This is a genomic window from Klebsiella sp. KE9456 (assembly GCF_043832615.1).
GTDB lineage: Bacteria > Pseudomonadota > Gammaproteobacteria > Enterobacterales > Enterobacteriaceae > Klebsiella > Klebsiella indica.
Map to the genome: position 1 here is coordinate 123,624 of NZ_JBDYQK010000010.1, position 14,644 is coordinate 138,267.

Below are 14,644 nucleotides of genomic sequence, written 5' to 3' on the forward strand. Positions count from 1 at the left end.
ATCCTCAATGCTTGATAACTTTTAAAGATTTTACTTGGGTTTTCAGTTCATTATTAAAAACAAAAGGTGAATGTGTTATTGCAAGCATTTGAGTAACTGAAGGACTATTCACTATGTCTACGAGGACATGCTCTTGCCATTCAAGTGAAAGTGATAATTCTGGTTCGTCTATTAAAACAATTTTTTTCTTAGTATGGTCAAGATACATATGAGCCATTAAAGAAATTATTTGCTTTTCACCAGATGAAAGGTCTTCTAATTCAATGGTGTTGTTGGTATATAAATCCTTTACAATAACCTGTAATGTTTCAATATCAAAGTTTAGTGATTTTGAATCATCTGATAACTGTAGATATTTATTGCAAATGGTAACGAAGCTCTCTATTTTGAATTCAAGCTCTTTTGTTGAGTCAATGACAGCCTTTAACTTCGATAAAAAGTAGCTCAGCATGTCATTTGATGCGAGCATGTCTTTATTTTCCATAATATTTGTAACTTCTTGAATTATCCTCTTATTGCTTTCCTTATCTTTATTAACGACCCTGCCTAAAAACCTTGATAATTCAGATACAGACGGCAGTTTAGGTCTTGTTGGAGCACTGGCTTTTCCTGTCATCATATCTTCAATTATGGTTGCACTTAACGTTCTATAGCCTAAACTAGAGCGCCGCTCAATGGAGGAGCTTAAATCCTTTAATTTTGATTCAACATCAAATAATCCAAATTCTATATTTGAGCCAATTTCACTTTCCTCTCGAATGCTGATGACCTCTCCATCTCTAACGACAAGTTTTTCATTTTCATCTCGAGTAAACTTATCACGCAGTGTAGATTTTTCAATGCGACGATATGTGGGTAAGTAAATCACTTCTATATTTTTTGTTTTTTGTTTTATTTCCTCTATTGCTTGAATAGTTTTAGACAATTCAGGTTTACTTACATCGAAAAGATCAGGCTTTTCAAGAGATGAATAATGATTTTTTAATAATATTTTAATCTCGGCTAATGTTGAATCGATATCACTGAAATTATAAGGAGTTGAATGATACATTTTTTTGTACCATGGAGTCTGACGGGCATCCCTCACAGATTTATGCCTTAAGAAGGCTAAAGCATCTTCAATTTGTGTATTATTGAGTTTTCTTGTGATTTCATGAAATCTAGATGGTAATAATGCACTATTTAAAAAATCAGAATAACTTAACTCTGCAATATTTAATGTGAAGTTTTGATCGGTAAACTCAATTTCAATACTTTCACACTTGATTCTTCTCAATTCATCAAGTTCACCTTTTAGGGTGGATTTGAGCGCATTGATTAATGTAGTTTTACCAGCGCCATTCTCTGCTATAATAATTGTGCTTTTTTCATTAAAAATTAAGTGTATATCTTTATAACCATATAATTTGTTAATTGAGAATTTTTTTAATTCTATGCTCATTGCGAGACTCCTTTCTATTAAAAACATTAATATATTTCAAAAAAACAACAGTTTCCAGTATGTATCTGTATGATATTTGCTATATCCTCGTAATCGCTTGATAACTAATCAATTATATTCACTTCGAACGTTGCTTGTGACTTTTGATTACCTTATATTGCATATATAATTAGCATACCAATTCATCATTTTTTTTCTGCCTTCAAAATACTGAGCATGGTTATATGTCCCACGAATACTGTTTTTATCCACATGTGCTAATTGCATCTCAATCCAAGCAGTATCAAAGCCTTGTTCGTGCAGAATTGTCGACATTGTATGCCTAAAACCGTGACCAGTAGCACGTCCTTTGTAACCAAGTAACTCAATCACTTGCGATACACTTTCTTTCGAGATTGGTTTAGTACGGTTATTCCTACCAATGAAAATGTATGGGTAATGGCCGGTAATGGGCTTGAGCTGCTTAAAGAGGTCAATCACTTGAGTAGATAAAGGGACAATATGAGGCCTACGCATTTTCATCCGTTCTGCCGGGATTTCCCACACACCTTTTTCGAGATCGACTTCATCCCATGTAGCAAATCGCATCTCCTGTGTTCTTACACCAGTTAACATGACTATCTTTGTAGCATTTTTGGTGATGATGCTTCCGGTATACGCTTCAAGATCCCGAATAAAATGAGGCAACTCTTCGGCAGATAAAAAAGGGTGGTGCTTTTGTTTAGGAACGGCTAGAGCGATAGCTAAATCAGGTGCTGGATTGTACTCAGCGCGGCCAGTTATGATTGCATAGCGATAGACCTCGCCGCATCTTTGGCGCACTTTTCTGGTCTTCTCTAGTGCTCCACGCTTCTCTATTCGTCGCAATACTTCAAGCAGTTCTAATGGTTTGATTTCACTGATAGGGCGTTTACCAATAAACGGGAACACATCTTGTTCAAATGTCTTAATGATTTCTTCGCGATAGGCTACTGTCCAGCGGTCAGCTTTGTTGGTGTGCCATTCTCGACATATGACTTCGAATGAGTTCTCTGTTGAGATTTGCTGTGCCAGCTTTTGGGCTTTACGTTCTTCTACTGGGTCTATGCCGTTTGCTACCTGCTTACGAGCTGTATCGCGTTTCTCACGTGCTTCTGCGAGGCTCACAAGGTCGTAGCTGCCAAATGACATTAGCCGTGCTTTACCGGCAAAGCGAAAGCGAAAGCGGAAGCGCCAGCCCTTTGAGCCGTCTGGATTGATAAGCAATGACAGGCCTTGCCCGTCGTTCAATGTGTATGGCTTGTCTTGGGGCTTTGCTCGTTTGATTTGTATATCTGTAAGTGCCATGTGTATAAGCCATAAATGTGTATAAAAAATCTATACACATCACTATACATATTTTTCATGGATTCAGGGAGATCTTGTCGGACTGCTACGGATGATTAATCTACAATGGTGATTGAAAATAAAGAATTTTTAAGACTTTCTCGGATGGGTGAGGAGGAACTTTGGCGGAAGATCACAGGAGTTGAACCTGCCCGGGACCGCTGGCGGCCCCAACTGGATTTGAAGTCCAGCCACCTCACCGGAGATGACGATCTTCCGCGCCTCGATTGCTACATGGAGGCGGGCGCATTATAGCTACTTTCCTGCATTAACCACATCCCCCAACGCACTTTTTTACTGTGAAAACTGGGCTTTACAGAACCTTCCGAAACAATTCCTTGCAAAATCCGTGGGTTACAATTCTGAACGATTTTCAGGTTAACCCTGTTGCCACATTGCTGACAGATCGTTTGCTGACCTCTTATGCTGTATCCCGGTTTTTGGGCTGCAGAATTTTTTCTGATGGCGTGAAAAATATCAATAGTGGACGATGATAAGCACGTTATTCAGGATGACTCTGACCCTGTGTGTACGCGAAGGGAGCCTCGCTGCCGGGAACGCGTTAAATACCATCACCGTATTCAAAGGTATGGTGTATCCCATTGAAATGCTGATCCATATCCATCGCGGGCTTATCGCTCTCCGGCTTGCCGACGATGCGAGCGGGAACGCCTGCGGCGGTGGTATGCGGCGGTACCGGCTGTAACACCACGGAACCGGCGCCGATTTTCGCGCCACAGCCCACTTCAATATTGCCGAGAATCTTCGCTCCGGCACCAATCATCACGCCTTCGCGAATTTTCGGGTGGCGATCGCCGCTGGTTTTACCGGTACCGCCAAGCGTCACGGATTGCAGAATGGATACATCATCTTCAATCACCGCCGTTTCACCGACGACAATACCGGTGGCGTGGTCAAGCATGATCCCGCAGCCAATCTTCGCCGCCGGATGGATATCCACCTGGAAGGTTACAGAAACTTGATTTTGCAGGAAAATCGCCAGTGCCTGACGCCCCTGGTTCCACAGCCAGTGGCCGATACGATAGGCCTGCAGCGCGTGAAACCCCTTCAGGTAAAGCAGCGGCGTGGAATATTTATCCACCGCCGGGTCGCGGGTGCGCACGGCCTGAATATCGCAGGCGGCTGAGGCGATCATTTCCGGGTCAGCGGCATAGGCTTCTTCCACCACTTCACGAATCGCGATAGCGGGCATAATCGGGGAGGCCAGTTTGTTTGCCAGCATATAGCTCAGCGCGCTGCCGAGGTTTTCGTGCTTGAGGAGTGTGGCGTGGTAAAAACTGGCGAGCATCGGCTCACAGTCTGCTAAAGCCCGGGCTTCGGCTTTAATATTATTCCAGATAGTATCCAGTTCTTCACACGGCATTGCTGACTCCAGACGATATAATAATGACCGGCCAGTTCTTTGCTGACCGGGTCATACAGACGATAAATGTTCCCTTGTGACGATCCCCATTATACTCGCCATCCTTCATGTTGCCTCTGTGGTGGCTGTGCTGATTCGCCCCGGTTTAGTAAGCCCCGGGGATTCGATTGCTTGCCGCCTTGATGCAACTTGCATGAATGATTTTGTGTATATACTTCAGGCTGCATAGACGCTGGCTGCTGATTTACTGGTCTCATTCATGAGACTTACCCTTGCGAGCCATTACTCCGCGACGGCGAGATCCTTTCCGGACATGCTTATCGCTTTCTGCAGCACGAATTATTTCGTGGAGAAACTGCTTCGCTCGTCCTTGCGTTCACGACCTAATAAGGTTAATGCTGCCTCGCGCGTAATTTTTCCGCAATACAATACCTGATAAATTTCCTCAGTTATTGGCATTTCGACGCCTAAACGCTGCGCCAGCACGCGAACTTCTTTGGTATTACGGTAGCCTTCAACCACCTGACCAATTTTATCCTGTGCGCTTTGCACATCCATGCCCTGACCGAGCATCATGCCGAAGCGGCGGTTACGCGATTGGTTATCGGTACAGGTCAGCACCAGATCGCCCAGCCCCGCCATGCCCATAAAGGTTTCCGGATCGGCGCCAAGCGCCTCTCCCAGACGAGACATCTCCACCAGTCCGCGGGTGATAAGCGCGGTGCGCGCGTTGGCGCCGAAGCCAATACCGTCCGACATCCCGGCGCCGATGGCGATAACGTTTTTCACCGCGCCGCCGAGCTGAACGCCAATAAAATCCGGGTTGATATAGACGCGGAAGCTCTTGCCGCAGTGCAGCAGGATTTGCAGGTCGTCAGCGAACTGCGGTTCGGTGGAGGCCAGGGAGATAGCCGTCGGCAGGCCTGCCGCCAGCTCTTTGGCGAACGTTGGACCGGAAATTACCGCCAGCGGGATATCATCGCCCAGCGCTTCCCGCGCCACATCCTGCAGCAGACGGCCGGTTTCTGCTTCGAGGCCTTTTGTCGCCCAGACCAGGCGCGCATCAGGGCGCATCAGCGGTTTAATCTGCCGCAAAACCTCGCCAAATACATGGCTTGGTACGACGACCAGGATGTCGCGGCTGGCTGCCAGCGCGGTCGCCAGATCGCTCTCCAGATGCAGCGTATCAGGAAAAGGCACATCAGGAAGGAATGCGGCGTTGCAGCGATCGTGTTGCAGCGTCGCAATATGTTTCGGGTCATGGCCCCAGAGCACAACATGGTGGCCATTTCTTGCCAGGGTGATGGCAAGAGCGGTGCCGTAAGAGCCGGCACCGATCACAGTCATTGCAGCATTAAGCGCGTTCATCAGGCATCCTGATGTTGTTCAGCACCTTCGCCAGTTTGCTGCTGCAGATAGTTCATAAACAGCGCATCGAAGTTCACTGGCGCAAGGTTCAGTTGCGGGAAGGTACCGCGAGAAACCAGGCTGGTGATGCACTCACGCGCGTACGGGAACAGAATGTTCGGGCAGTATGCGCCGAGGCAGTGCGCCATCTGGGTGCCTTCAATGCCATCAATGGAGAAAATACCGCCCTGCTGTACTTCACACAGGAATGCAGTTTCTTCGCCCAGCGAGGCGGTGACGGTCACACGCAGCACCACTTCATACACGCCTTCAGCGAGTTGGCTGGACGCGGTATCCAGATCAAGTTTAACTTCCGGCTGCCAGTCTTTCTGGAAAACTTGCGGAGCATTCGGCGCTTCGAAGGAGATATCCTTGGTGTAGATACGCTGAATCTGGAAAGTCATTTCGGTGCTGTTTTGTTCTGACATAGTAAAACCCTTTCGTGTTGTCCTTAAATACGCCCGTCGATGGGATGGGCGTAAAAATTAGCGCAAGAGGGGATCGAGTCCACCACGTGAATCAAGCGCGTACAAGTCGTCACAGCCGCCAATGTGCTGCGTATCAATAAAAATCTGCGGAACCGTCGTCCGGCCGCTGCGCTGAATCATCTCTTCACGCTTTGCGGCATTGCCATCGATAGGCAACTCGTTGAACGTCACGCCCTTGCTGTTCAGCAGCGCTTTCGCACGCACGCAGAACGGACAGGTCGCTTTGGTATAGATATCAATATTGGCCATGACTTCACTCCTGTTTTACCCGCGAGGATTTTACGCCGCAGACATCATTTCCCCCTGACGAAAAGGCGCCAGAGGGAAAACGCGCTACGCCATAAAAGGCGCGGGTAAATTATTTACCGCGTACCAGCGGAAGGTTTTCGCCGCTCCAGCCGGCGATGCCTTCTTTCAGTACGAAGACCTTTTCAAAACCGGCTTTATTCAGCGCGCTGGCGGGTTCTTGCGCCTGCATACCGGAGCCGTCTACCACTATAATGGGTTGCGCTTTGTGCTTTTCCAACTCGCCGACGTTATTTGCTTTGATATCGCTCGGCAGCAGGTTAACGGAGCCAGCAATATGGCCTTTACGAAAATCGTCACGCTGACGCAGGTCGACAACCACAGCATCTTCTTTATTGATCAGGCGCGTCGCTTCACCACGGGTGATGACTTTAACTTTCGACATCAGCCCTTTAAAGGTAGTGAACAGCACCGCCACCAGCAACGCGACCCACGCGATGCTCAGGACGGGGTGACGGCCGATGAATTGCATTATTTCTTGCATGGGGGGTTACAACTCCCGACTAAGTGATAAAAAAACCAGGGAAGGAGTATACCTGTGCATTGCGGCAAATACAGCCAGTGAGCACGATGTAATGTATTTTCTGCGGTTCGTCACGAAAAAAAACCGCTTTCAAGCTAATGCTGCGCTCTGGCCGCTCTCTTTCTTTGATCTTTTACGGTAATTTGATCGATTCAGCTGTAGTAAAATTACGCAAATTTTTGTCTTTGAGCATGAGGTTGTCGCAATGTCGGTTTCTAAAAAACCTATGGTACTGGTGATTCTGGATGGCTACGGCTATCGCGAAGAGCAGCAGGATAACGCAATTTACAGCGCAAAAACCCCCGTTATGGACGCATTGTGGGCGAAACGTCCTCATACCCTGATTGATGCTTCCGGTCTTGAAGTGGGCTTGCCGGATCGTCAGATGGGCAACTCCGAGGTGGGCCACGTCAATCTTGGCGCAGGCCGCATTGTCTATCAGGATCTGACCCGCCTGGACGTTGAAATTAAAGATCGCGCATTTTTCGCTAACCCGGTACTGACAGGCGCTGTGGATCAGGCGAAAAACACAGGTAAAGCCGTGCACATTATGGGTCTGCTCTCTGCGGGCGGCGTACACAGCCATGAAGATCATATTATGGCGATGGTGGAACTGGCCGCGGAACGCGGCGCAGAAAAAATTTACCTGCATGCTTTCCTTGACGGTCGCGATACCCCGCCGCGCAGTGCTGAATCTTCGCTGAAAAAGTTTGAAGACAAATTTGCCGCATTAGGCAAAGGCCGCGTGGCTTCTATCGTTGGTCGTTACTATGCGATGGACCGCGACAACCGCTGGGATCGCGTTGAGCAGGCTTACGATCTGCTGACCCTGGCAAAAGGCGAGTTTCAGGCGGATACCGCCGTCGCGGGTCTGCAGGCGGCTTATGCTCGCGACGAAAACGATGAGTTTGTGAAAGCGACGGTTATCCGCGCAGAAGGCGAAGCCGATGCGGTAATGGAAGATGGCGATGCGCTGATTTTCATGAACTTCCGCGCCGACCGCGCGCGTGAAATCACTCGTGCGTTTGTTAATGCTGATTTTGACGGCTTCGCTCGTAAGAAAGTGGTTAATATCAACTTTGTGATGCTGACCGAATATGCTGCTGACATCAAAACCGCCGTCGCTTATCCGCCTGCTTCGCTGGTGAACACCTACGGCGAGTGGATGGCGAAGCACGATAAAACCCAACTGCGTATTTCTGAAACGGAAAAATATGCGCACGTAACCTTCTTCTTTAACGGCGGCGTCGAAGAGCCGTTCAGGGGCGAAGATCGTATTCTGATCAACTCGCCGAAAGTGGCAACCTACGATCTGCAGCCGGAAATGAGTTCTGCCGAGCTGACCGAAAAACTGGTTGCCGCGATCAAAGGCGGTCAGTACGACACTATCATCTGCAACTATCCGAACGGCGATATGGTTGGCCACACCGGGGTGATGGAAGCCGCAGTGAAGGCGGTGGAAGCGCTGGATCACTGCATCGACCAGGTCGCTCAGGCGGTAGAGTCGGTCGGCGGCCAACTGTTAATTACCGCAGACCACGGCAACGCCGAACAGATGCGCGATCCCGCCACCGGCCAGGCGCATACCGCGCACACTAACCTGCCGGTTCCTCTGATTTACGTTGGCGATAAAAACGTCAAAGCGGTCAACGGCGGCAAACTTTCCGACATCGCGCCGACGATGCTGACGCTGATGGGAATGGAAATCCCGCAAGAGATGACTGGCAAGCCGCTGTTCATCGTGGAATAATCCTTCCCCATGAGGGGAAAGGCGACTTATTCAACTACATGGATCGCAACGGCAGTTCGATCCGTCCTTTACGCCAGCGCGCTTAGCGCTGGCGTATTGCTGTGCGCCGCATCTGCGCATGCAGATGATCGTGACCAGCTAAAATCCATTCAGGCCGATATCGCCGCCAAACAGCGGGCGATTAAGCAGCAGCAGCAGCAGCGCGCTTCCCTGCTCGCCCAGCTTAAGGCGCAGGAAGAAGCCATTTCCGCCGCCGCGCGTAAACTGCGAGAAACCCAGGAGACGTTGAATCAGCTGAATAAGCAGATCGACGAAATGAACGCCGCGCTTGCGAAGCTGGAACGCCAGCGCGCTTCACAGGAGCGTAATCTGGCGGCGCAGCTTGACGCCGCGTTTCGTCAGGGGCCGCATACCGGCATCCAGATGATCCTCAGCGGCGAAGAGGGCCAGCGTAATGAGCGTCTGCAGGCCTACTTTGGCTATCTGAACCAGGCGCGTCAGGAGACCATCGCCCAGCTAAAGAAAACGCGTGAAGAGGTGGCGGTGCAGAAATCCATGCTGGAAGAGAAACAGAGCCAGCAGCAAACCCTGGTATATGAGCAACGCGCCCAGCAGAACAAACTGGAACAGGCGCGCAACGAACGTAAAAAAACCCTCGCCAGCCTTGAATCGTCGATCCAAAAAGGTCAGCAGCAGCTGAGTGAAATGCGGGCAAACGAATCGCGCCTGCGTAGTCGTATTGCGCAAGCGGAGGCGGCAGCCAAAGCCCGCGCGGATCGTGAAGCCCGTGAAGCGCAGGCGGTGCGCGATCGCCAGCAGGAAGCTTCACGTAAAGGTACCACCTATAAGCCCACTGAAAGCGAACGTTCGCTGATGTCCCGTACCGGTGGTCTTGGCGCGCCGCACGGCCAGGCTTTCTGGCCGGTACGCGGGACAATTCTGCATCGTTATGGCGAACGGCTGCAAGGTGAACTACGTTGGAAGGGGATGGTTATCGCTGCGTCTGAAGGCAGCGAGGTTAAAGCGATCGCTGATGGCCGCGTTATTCTTGCCGACTGGCTGCAGGGCTATGGCCTGGTCGTCGTCGTTGCGCACGGTAAAGGCGACATGAGTCTTTACGGCTATAATCAAAGCGCGTTGGTCAGCGTTGGCACTCAGGTCCGGGCGGGTCAGCCGATCGCGCTCGTTGGCAGCAGCGGTGGTCAGGGCCGTCCGTCGCTCTATTTCGAAATTCGCCGCCAGGGTCAGGCGGTCAATCCACTGCCGTGGTTGGGAAGATAAGTTTTGCTTCAGTTTCGCCGAATTGTACTCGCAGTAACCACTACACTGATTATGGCGTCGCCGGTTTTTGCCGGCAAACTCTCCATCGTTATTGACGACTTTGGTTACCGTCCGCAAACAGAAAATCAGGTGCTGGCGCTGCCTGCGACGATTTCCGTTGCCGTACTCCCTAATGCCCCTCACGCCCGTGAAATGGCGATCAAAGCGCATAATCTCGGGCACGAAGTGCTGATTCACCTGCCGATGGCGCCGATAAGCAAACAGCCGCTGGAAAAAGACACGCTTCGTCCGGATATGAGCAGTGACGAGATCGCGCGTATTATCCGCGACGCGTATGGCAAAGTCCCCTACGCCGTGGGGCTGAACAACCATATGGGCAGCGCCATGACTTCGAATCTGTTTGGCATGCAGAAGGTGATGCAGGCTCTGGAGCACTACAACCTCTATTTCCTTGATAGCGTCACCATCGGCAACACTCAGGCCATGCGCGCGGCGCAGGGCACTGGCGTGAAGGTGATTAAGCGTAAGGTGTTCCTCGACGATACGCAGAACGAAGCGGATATCCGCTATCAGTTCAATCGCGCGATTGCTCTGGCGCGCCGTAACGGGTCGGCGATCGCCATTGGCCATCCCCATCCAACCACGGTACGCGTACTGCAGCAGATGGTGTATAACCTGCCGTCAGATATTACTCTGGTGCGCCCGAGTAGCCTGCTCAACGAGCCGCAGGTCGACACCTCAACGCAGCCGGTTCAGCCGCCGCGTAATCCGTTCCGCGGCGTGACGCTGTGTAAAACGAAGCATCCGCCGAAGCCGGTAAATGCCAGCCGCTTCTTTACCATTCTCAGCGAAAGCATCAGCCAGAGTACGCTGGTGCAGTACTATAAATTGAAGTGGCAGGGCTGGAATAGCCCAACTCACTAAACCGTTCGGGAATCCGTGTGCTTTTTCGCCGCGGGTTCCTGCTTATCCTGATGGGCATACCAGGCCTTAAAGTATTTCAGAAAGCTGTAAAACGTCGCGTATAGCCCGGTCACCACGCCTACCTTACCTTTCCGCCATGCGCCGCTGAACAGATACCACTTAAAGAACGCGCCAATTGCGCTGATAATTCCGCGCCCGATCGACGGCCTGATCTTCTGATGCACAACCAGCCGCGTGGTGTAGCTATTCAGCTTACTGAATACCTCGTGCAGGGAATAGAAAGTGTCATGGCGAACGAAACCCGGCAGCTTACTGTCGTGTTTAAAACCCACTACCTGATCGTCCACCGGGCGGTCATTGAATCTGGCAACGGCGCGATTAAATAAGCGCACCGGAAAATCCGGCGATGACACCGGGTAAATGGTGCGCACTTCTTCACCCAAAACAAACCAGTAGCGCGGCAGACGCCATGCACAGGCTGGGTCAGGCTCATCACCCGCCTTTAGCGCCAGAATTGCCGCTGTTACCTCATCATCAAGAATTTCATCGCTATCCATACACAGTACCCAGTCATGCGTAGCCCGTGAGATGGCGTAATTCATCTGCGCGCCGTGAGTGACATAAGGATGATGGTGAGCGGTGAGGCCAAATTGCTGGCAAATCTGCAGCGTGGCATCCGTGCTGCCTGAGTCGATGACGATAAGTTCATCGGCTACCTTGAGCAAAGGGGGTAAAACTTCCCGTAACAAGCGGGATGAATTACAGGTCAATAAGCATACAGAAAGTTTAAGCATGTTTTTTGTAAGGGATAAACGTTGACTAAACAGACTGTATAAATGATTAAGTAAGAAAGCACTTTAAAAAAAGTGCGGCGTGGGAGCGATATCGTAAAACTGTAAGTTAATTCTCAAAAATCGTCCGGGTCATGCCGGTCAGTTAAGTAAGTCATCGGGTTTCTATGTGGCTTCATTTGCCAGCGAGTATTGTCTTTTTTATAACTTTCAGCACTCCGGTAGCTGAAGATTTGCAGGGGGTTGGGCGCGAGTAAAACGCCCCCATGCTATTCACAGGCTGCGGAGATGGCGAATATCTTCTTTCTGACCGGTAATAAAGCCCGGCAAGACCCGCTGGCGCTTTTTATGGCGCCGCGCGGGTTAAATTAATCCCAGTTGAGGATCACTTTTCCGGACTGACCGGAACGCATGGCATCAAAGCCCTGCTGGAAGTCATCAATCGCAAAACGGTGGGTGATAATCGGCGACAGATCGAGACCAGACTGGATGAGCGCAGCCATTTTGTACCAGGTTTCAAACATTTCCCGGCCATAAATCCCTTTGATAAACAGCCCTTTAAAAATTACCCTGGTCCAGTCGATAGACATATCCGATGGCGGAATTCCGAGCATCGCGATTCGCCCGCCGTGGTTCATGGTATCCAGCATGGTACGGAACGCTGATGGCGCGCCGGACATCTCCAGACCGACATCAAAACCTTCGGTCATGCCCAGCCCGGCCATCACCTCGTTAAGGTTCTCTTTCGCCACGTTTACCGCCCGGGTAACCCCCATTTTACGCGCCAGATCCAGACGATATTCGTTCACATCGGTGATCACGACGTTACGCGCGCCGACGTGCTTCGCTACCGCTGCCGCCATCACGCCGATCGGGCCTGCGCCGGAAACCAGCACGTCTTCACCGACCAGATCGAAAGAGAGCGCGGTATGAACCGCATTACCAAATGGATCGAAAATCGACGCCAGATCGTCAGAGATATTGTCCGGGATTTTAAACGCGTTAAATGCCGGGATCACCAGATACTCAGCAAAGCAGCCCGGACGGTTTACGCCAACGCCGGTAGTATTGCGGCACAGATGCGTGCGTCCGGCACGGCAGTTACGGCAGTGGCCACAGGTAATATGCCCTTCACCGGAAACGCGATCGCCAGTCTTAAAACCGCGAACTTCCTGGCCAATACCTACCACTTCGCCGACGTATTCATGGCCTACCACCATCGGAACCGGAATGGTTTTTTGTGACCAGTCGTCCCAATTGTAGATATGCACGTCGGTACCGCAAATCGCGGTCTTACGGATTTTAATCAGCAAATCGTTGGGGCCGACCTCCGGTTCCGGTACGTCGGTCATCCAGATGCCTTCTTCCGCCTTCAGTTTGGATAATGCTTTCATATCACACCCTCAGGCAATGACGCCCAGTTGTTTACCGATGCGGGTAAAGGCCGCCACCGCACGTTCAATTTGTTCAGGGGTATGCGCCGCAGACATCTGGGTACGGATACGCGCCTGGCCTTTTGGCACCACCGGATAGAAAAATCCGGTGACGTAAATGCCTTCTTTTTGTAACTCGCGCGCAAACGCCTGCGCCACGGTAGCCTCGCCGAGCATCACCGGGATAATGGCATGATCGGCACCCGCCAGAGTGAAGCCCGCGGCGGTCATTTTTTCACGGAACAGACGAGCGTTAGACCACAGACGATTGCGTAATTCGCCGCCTGCCTCCACCATCTCCAGCACTTTGAGGGAGGCGGCAACAATCGCCGGAGCCAGCGAGTTGGAGAAGAGGTACGGACGAGAGCGCTGGCGCAGCCATTCAACAACCTCTTTACGCGCCGCGGTATAACCGCCGGATGCGCCGCCCAGCGCTTTACCCAGGGTGCCGGTGATAATGTCTACCCGGCCCATCACGTCGCAGTATTCATGGGAGCCGCGGCCGTTTTCGCCCACGAAGCCGACGGCGTGGGAGTCATCGACCATCACCAGCGCATCGTATTTATCCGCCAGATCGCAAATGCCTTTCAGGTTGGCGATCACGCCGTCCATGGAGAATACGCCGTCGGTGGCGATCAGCACATGGCGCGCGCCGGCCTCACGGGCTTCTTTCAGACGGGCTTCCAGCTCCTGCATATCGTTATTGGCGTAGCGAAAGCGCTTCGCCTTGCACAGGCGCACGCCGTCGATAATCGATGCATGGTTCAGGGCGTCGGAAATAATCGCGTCTTCTGCTCCGAGCAGGGTTTCAAACAGACCGCCATTGGCGTCAAAGCAGGAAGAGTAAAGAATGGCATCTTCCATGCCGAGGAAATCCGCCAGCTTCTTCTCAAGCGCTTTATGGCTGTCCTGAGTGCCGCAGATAAAGCGCACGGAGGCCATGCCAAAGCCGTGGCTGTCCATCCCACTTTTCGCGGCGGCAATGAGCTCCGGATGATTGGCAAGGCCCAGATAGTTATTGGCGCAGAAGTTAATCACCTGGCTGTTGCCGACGGTGATAGCGGCTTGCTGCGCCGAAGTGATAATACGTTCTTCTTTAAACAACCCCTCCGCACGCGCGGTATCCAGGTCATTGGTTAACTGTTTGTAGAAATCCCCACGCATTGCAATTCTCCAGATTCGGCCAAATTTGGCACATATTACCTAAAGCTATACGTTGATACGAGATGATGCATTACCAGATGAATTATTTGCAGCATATACCCGTCATACTTCAAGTTGCATGTGCGTTGGCTTTCCTCGTTCACCCCAGTCACGTACTGGAGTACGCTCCCGGGGATTCACTGCGTCGCCGCCTTCCTGCAACTCAAATAATTTAGGGTATAGATACGTTATCCGTCGGCTGCAACGCCGGTCACCGCGCTATCCTTGTTGCTGGCGGTTTCGCCGCCTGCCGCCCTGATGCATCCTGAATGATCTTGTGGATAAAACGTGAGACCTGCGGCACCTTCTCGGCGAAGGGCTGAAGCCTTTACGATGTGGTGATATGAT

At 51.0% G+C, this 14,644-nt stretch carries 13 protein-coding genes and 1 tRNA gene; 3 read left to right on the forward strand and 11 right to left on the reverse strand.

Annotated elements, in window-relative coordinates; all coding sequences use genetic code 11:
* Positions 1-4: 4 nt before the first annotated feature.
* From ABK821_RS12255 to ABK821_RS12290, 8 genes are all read right to left on the reverse strand, one after another.
* Positions 5-1,441 carry an AAA family ATPase gene (locus ABK821_RS12255; RefSeq protein ID WP_343178211.1) on the reverse strand — a complete coding sequence of 479 codons (1,437 nt, stop codon included), beginning with the start codon at positions 1,439-1,441 and terminating at the stop codon, positions 5-7.
* A 147-nt stretch (positions 1,442-1,588) separates the two neighbouring features.
* Entirely contained in the window at positions 1,589-2,767 is a 1,179-nt protein-coding gene (locus ABK821_RS12260; protein WP_343178212.1) for a tyrosine-type recombinase/integrase, read from the reverse strand.
* A 162-nt stretch (positions 2,768-2,929) separates the two neighbouring features.
* Positions 2,930-3,024 (reverse strand) — tRNA-Sec (locus ABK821_RS12265).
* Between the two features lie 344 nt (positions 3,025-3,368).
* Positions 3,369-4,190 (reverse strand): serine O-acetyltransferase, encoded by an 822-nt coding sequence (gene cysE, locus ABK821_RS12270; protein WP_138360954.1) that lies wholly within the window; start codon positions 4,188-4,190, stop codon positions 3,369-3,371.
* A gap of 339 nt (positions 4,191-4,529) precedes the next feature.
* Positions 4,530-5,558, reverse strand: a complete 1,029-nt coding sequence (gene gpsA / locus ABK821_RS12275; protein ID WP_343178213.1) for an NAD(P)H-dependent glycerol-3-phosphate dehydrogenase — start codon at positions 5,556-5,558, stop codon at positions 4,530-4,532.
* On the reverse strand, positions 5,558-6,025 hold the full coding sequence (secB, locus tag ABK821_RS12280) for a protein-export chaperone SecB (protein WP_138360956.1): 468 nt from the start codon (positions 6,023-6,025) through the stop codon (positions 5,558-5,560). Before secB ends, gpsA begins: the two co-directional genes overlap by 1 nt.
* 57 nt (positions 6,026-6,082) lie before the next feature.
* Complete coding sequence (gene grxC / locus ABK821_RS12285; RefSeq protein ID WP_138360957.1) at positions 6,083-6,334, reverse strand: glutaredoxin 3; 252 nt, start codon at positions 6,332-6,334, stop codon at positions 6,083-6,085.
* Between the two features lie 109 nt (positions 6,335-6,443).
* A complete protein-coding gene (locus tag ABK821_RS12290; protein WP_138360958.1) occupies positions 6,444-6,875 on the reverse strand; it encodes a rhodanese-like domain-containing protein in 432 nt (143 codons plus the stop codon).
* A gap of 244 nt (positions 6,876-7,119) precedes the next feature.
* Here ABK821_RS12290 and gpmM point away from each other — a divergent pair, with 244 nt between their 5' ends.
* The 3 genes from gpmM to ABK821_RS12305 are packed head-to-tail and all read left to right on the forward strand — an operon-like array spanning position 7,120 to position 10,869.
* Positions 7,120-8,664 carry a 2,3-bisphosphoglycerate-independent phosphoglycerate mutase gene (gene gpmM / locus ABK821_RS12295; RefSeq protein ID WP_343178214.1) on the forward strand — a complete coding sequence of 515 codons (1,545 nt, stop codon included), beginning with the start codon at positions 7,120-7,122 and terminating at the stop codon, positions 8,662-8,664.
* Positions 8,665-8,673: 9 nt separating this feature from the next.
* On the forward strand, positions 8,674-9,945 hold the full coding sequence (gene envC, locus ABK821_RS12300) for a murein hydrolase activator EnvC (RefSeq protein WP_138360960.1): 1,272 nt from the start codon (positions 8,674-8,676) through the stop codon (positions 9,943-9,945).
* 3 nt (positions 9,946-9,948) lie between these two features.
* Complete coding sequence (locus ABK821_RS12305; protein ID WP_171034867.1) at positions 9,949-10,869, forward strand: divergent polysaccharide deacetylase family protein; 921 nt, start codon at positions 9,949-9,951, stop codon at positions 10,867-10,869.
* On the opposite strand, the gene ABK821_RS12310 is transcribed toward ABK821_RS12305, so the two are convergent.
* The 3 genes from ABK821_RS12310 to kbl all read right to left on the reverse strand — a co-directional run bounded on the left by ABK821_RS12310 (position 10,866) and on the right by kbl (position 14,257).
* The gene (locus tag ABK821_RS12310) at positions 10,866-11,663 is read right to left on the reverse strand and encodes a glycosyltransferase family 2 protein (RefSeq protein WP_138360961.1); all 798 of its coding nucleotides are present in this window, start codon (positions 11,661-11,663) and stop codon (positions 10,866-10,868) included. The two genes, ABK821_RS12305 and ABK821_RS12310, sit on opposite strands and share 4 nt — an antisense overlap.
* A 365-nt stretch (positions 11,664-12,028) precedes the next feature.
* Positions 12,029-13,054: an L-threonine 3-dehydrogenase gene (tdh, locus tag ABK821_RS12315; protein ID WP_138360962.1), complete on the reverse strand. Its 1,026-nt coding sequence runs from the start codon at positions 13,052-13,054 to the stop codon at positions 12,029-12,031.
* A 9-nt stretch (positions 13,055-13,063) separates the two neighbouring features.
* Entirely contained in the window at positions 13,064-14,257 is a 1,194-nt protein-coding gene (kbl, locus tag ABK821_RS12320; RefSeq protein WP_138360963.1) for a glycine C-acetyltransferase, read from the reverse strand.
* Positions 14,258-14,644: the final 387 nt, after the last annotated feature.

Bases quoted from the DNA above. Each gene is read 5' to 3' on its own strand.
- ABK821_RS12290 (WP_138360958.1), bottom strand. From the start codon at position 6,875: ATGCAAGAAATAATGCAATTCATCGGCCGTCACCCCGTCCTGAGCATC.
- gpsA (WP_343178213.1), bottom strand. From the start codon at position 5,558: ATGAACGCGCTTAATGCTGCAATGACTGTGATCGGTGCCGGCTCTTAC.
- envC (WP_138360960.1), top strand. From the start codon at position 8,674: ATGAGGGGAAAGGCGACTTATTCAACTACATGGATCGCAACGGCAGTT.
- gpmM (WP_343178214.1), top strand. From the start codon at position 7,120: ATGTCGGTTTCTAAAAAACCTATGGTACTGGTGATTCTGGATGGCTAC.
- ABK821_RS12255 (WP_343178211.1), bottom strand. From the start codon at position 1,441: ATGAGCATAGAATTAAAAAAATTCTCAATTAACAAATTATATGGTTAT.
- ABK821_RS12260 (WP_343178212.1), bottom strand. From the start codon at position 2,767: ATGGCACTTACAGATATACAAATCAAACGAGCAAAGCCCCAAGACAAG.
- tdh (WP_138360962.1), bottom strand. From the start codon at position 13,054: ATGAAAGCATTATCCAAACTGAAGGCGGAAGAAGGCATCTGGATGACC.
- cysE (WP_138360954.1), bottom strand. From the start codon at position 4,190: ATGCCGTGTGAAGAACTGGATACTATCTGGAATAATATTAAAGCCGAA.
- grxC (WP_138360957.1), bottom strand. From the start codon at position 6,334: ATGGCCAATATTGATATCTATACCAAAGCGACCTGTCCGTTCTGCGTG.
- secB (WP_138360956.1), bottom strand. From the start codon at position 6,025: ATGTCAGAACAAAACAGCACCGAAATGACTTTCCAGATTCAGCGTATC.
- ABK821_RS12310 (WP_138360961.1), bottom strand. From the start codon at position 11,663: ATGCTTAAACTTTCTGTATGCTTATTGACCTGTAATTCATCCCGCTTG.
- kbl (WP_138360963.1), bottom strand. From the start codon at position 14,257: ATGCGTGGGGATTTCTACAAACAGTTAACCAATGACCTGGATACCGCG.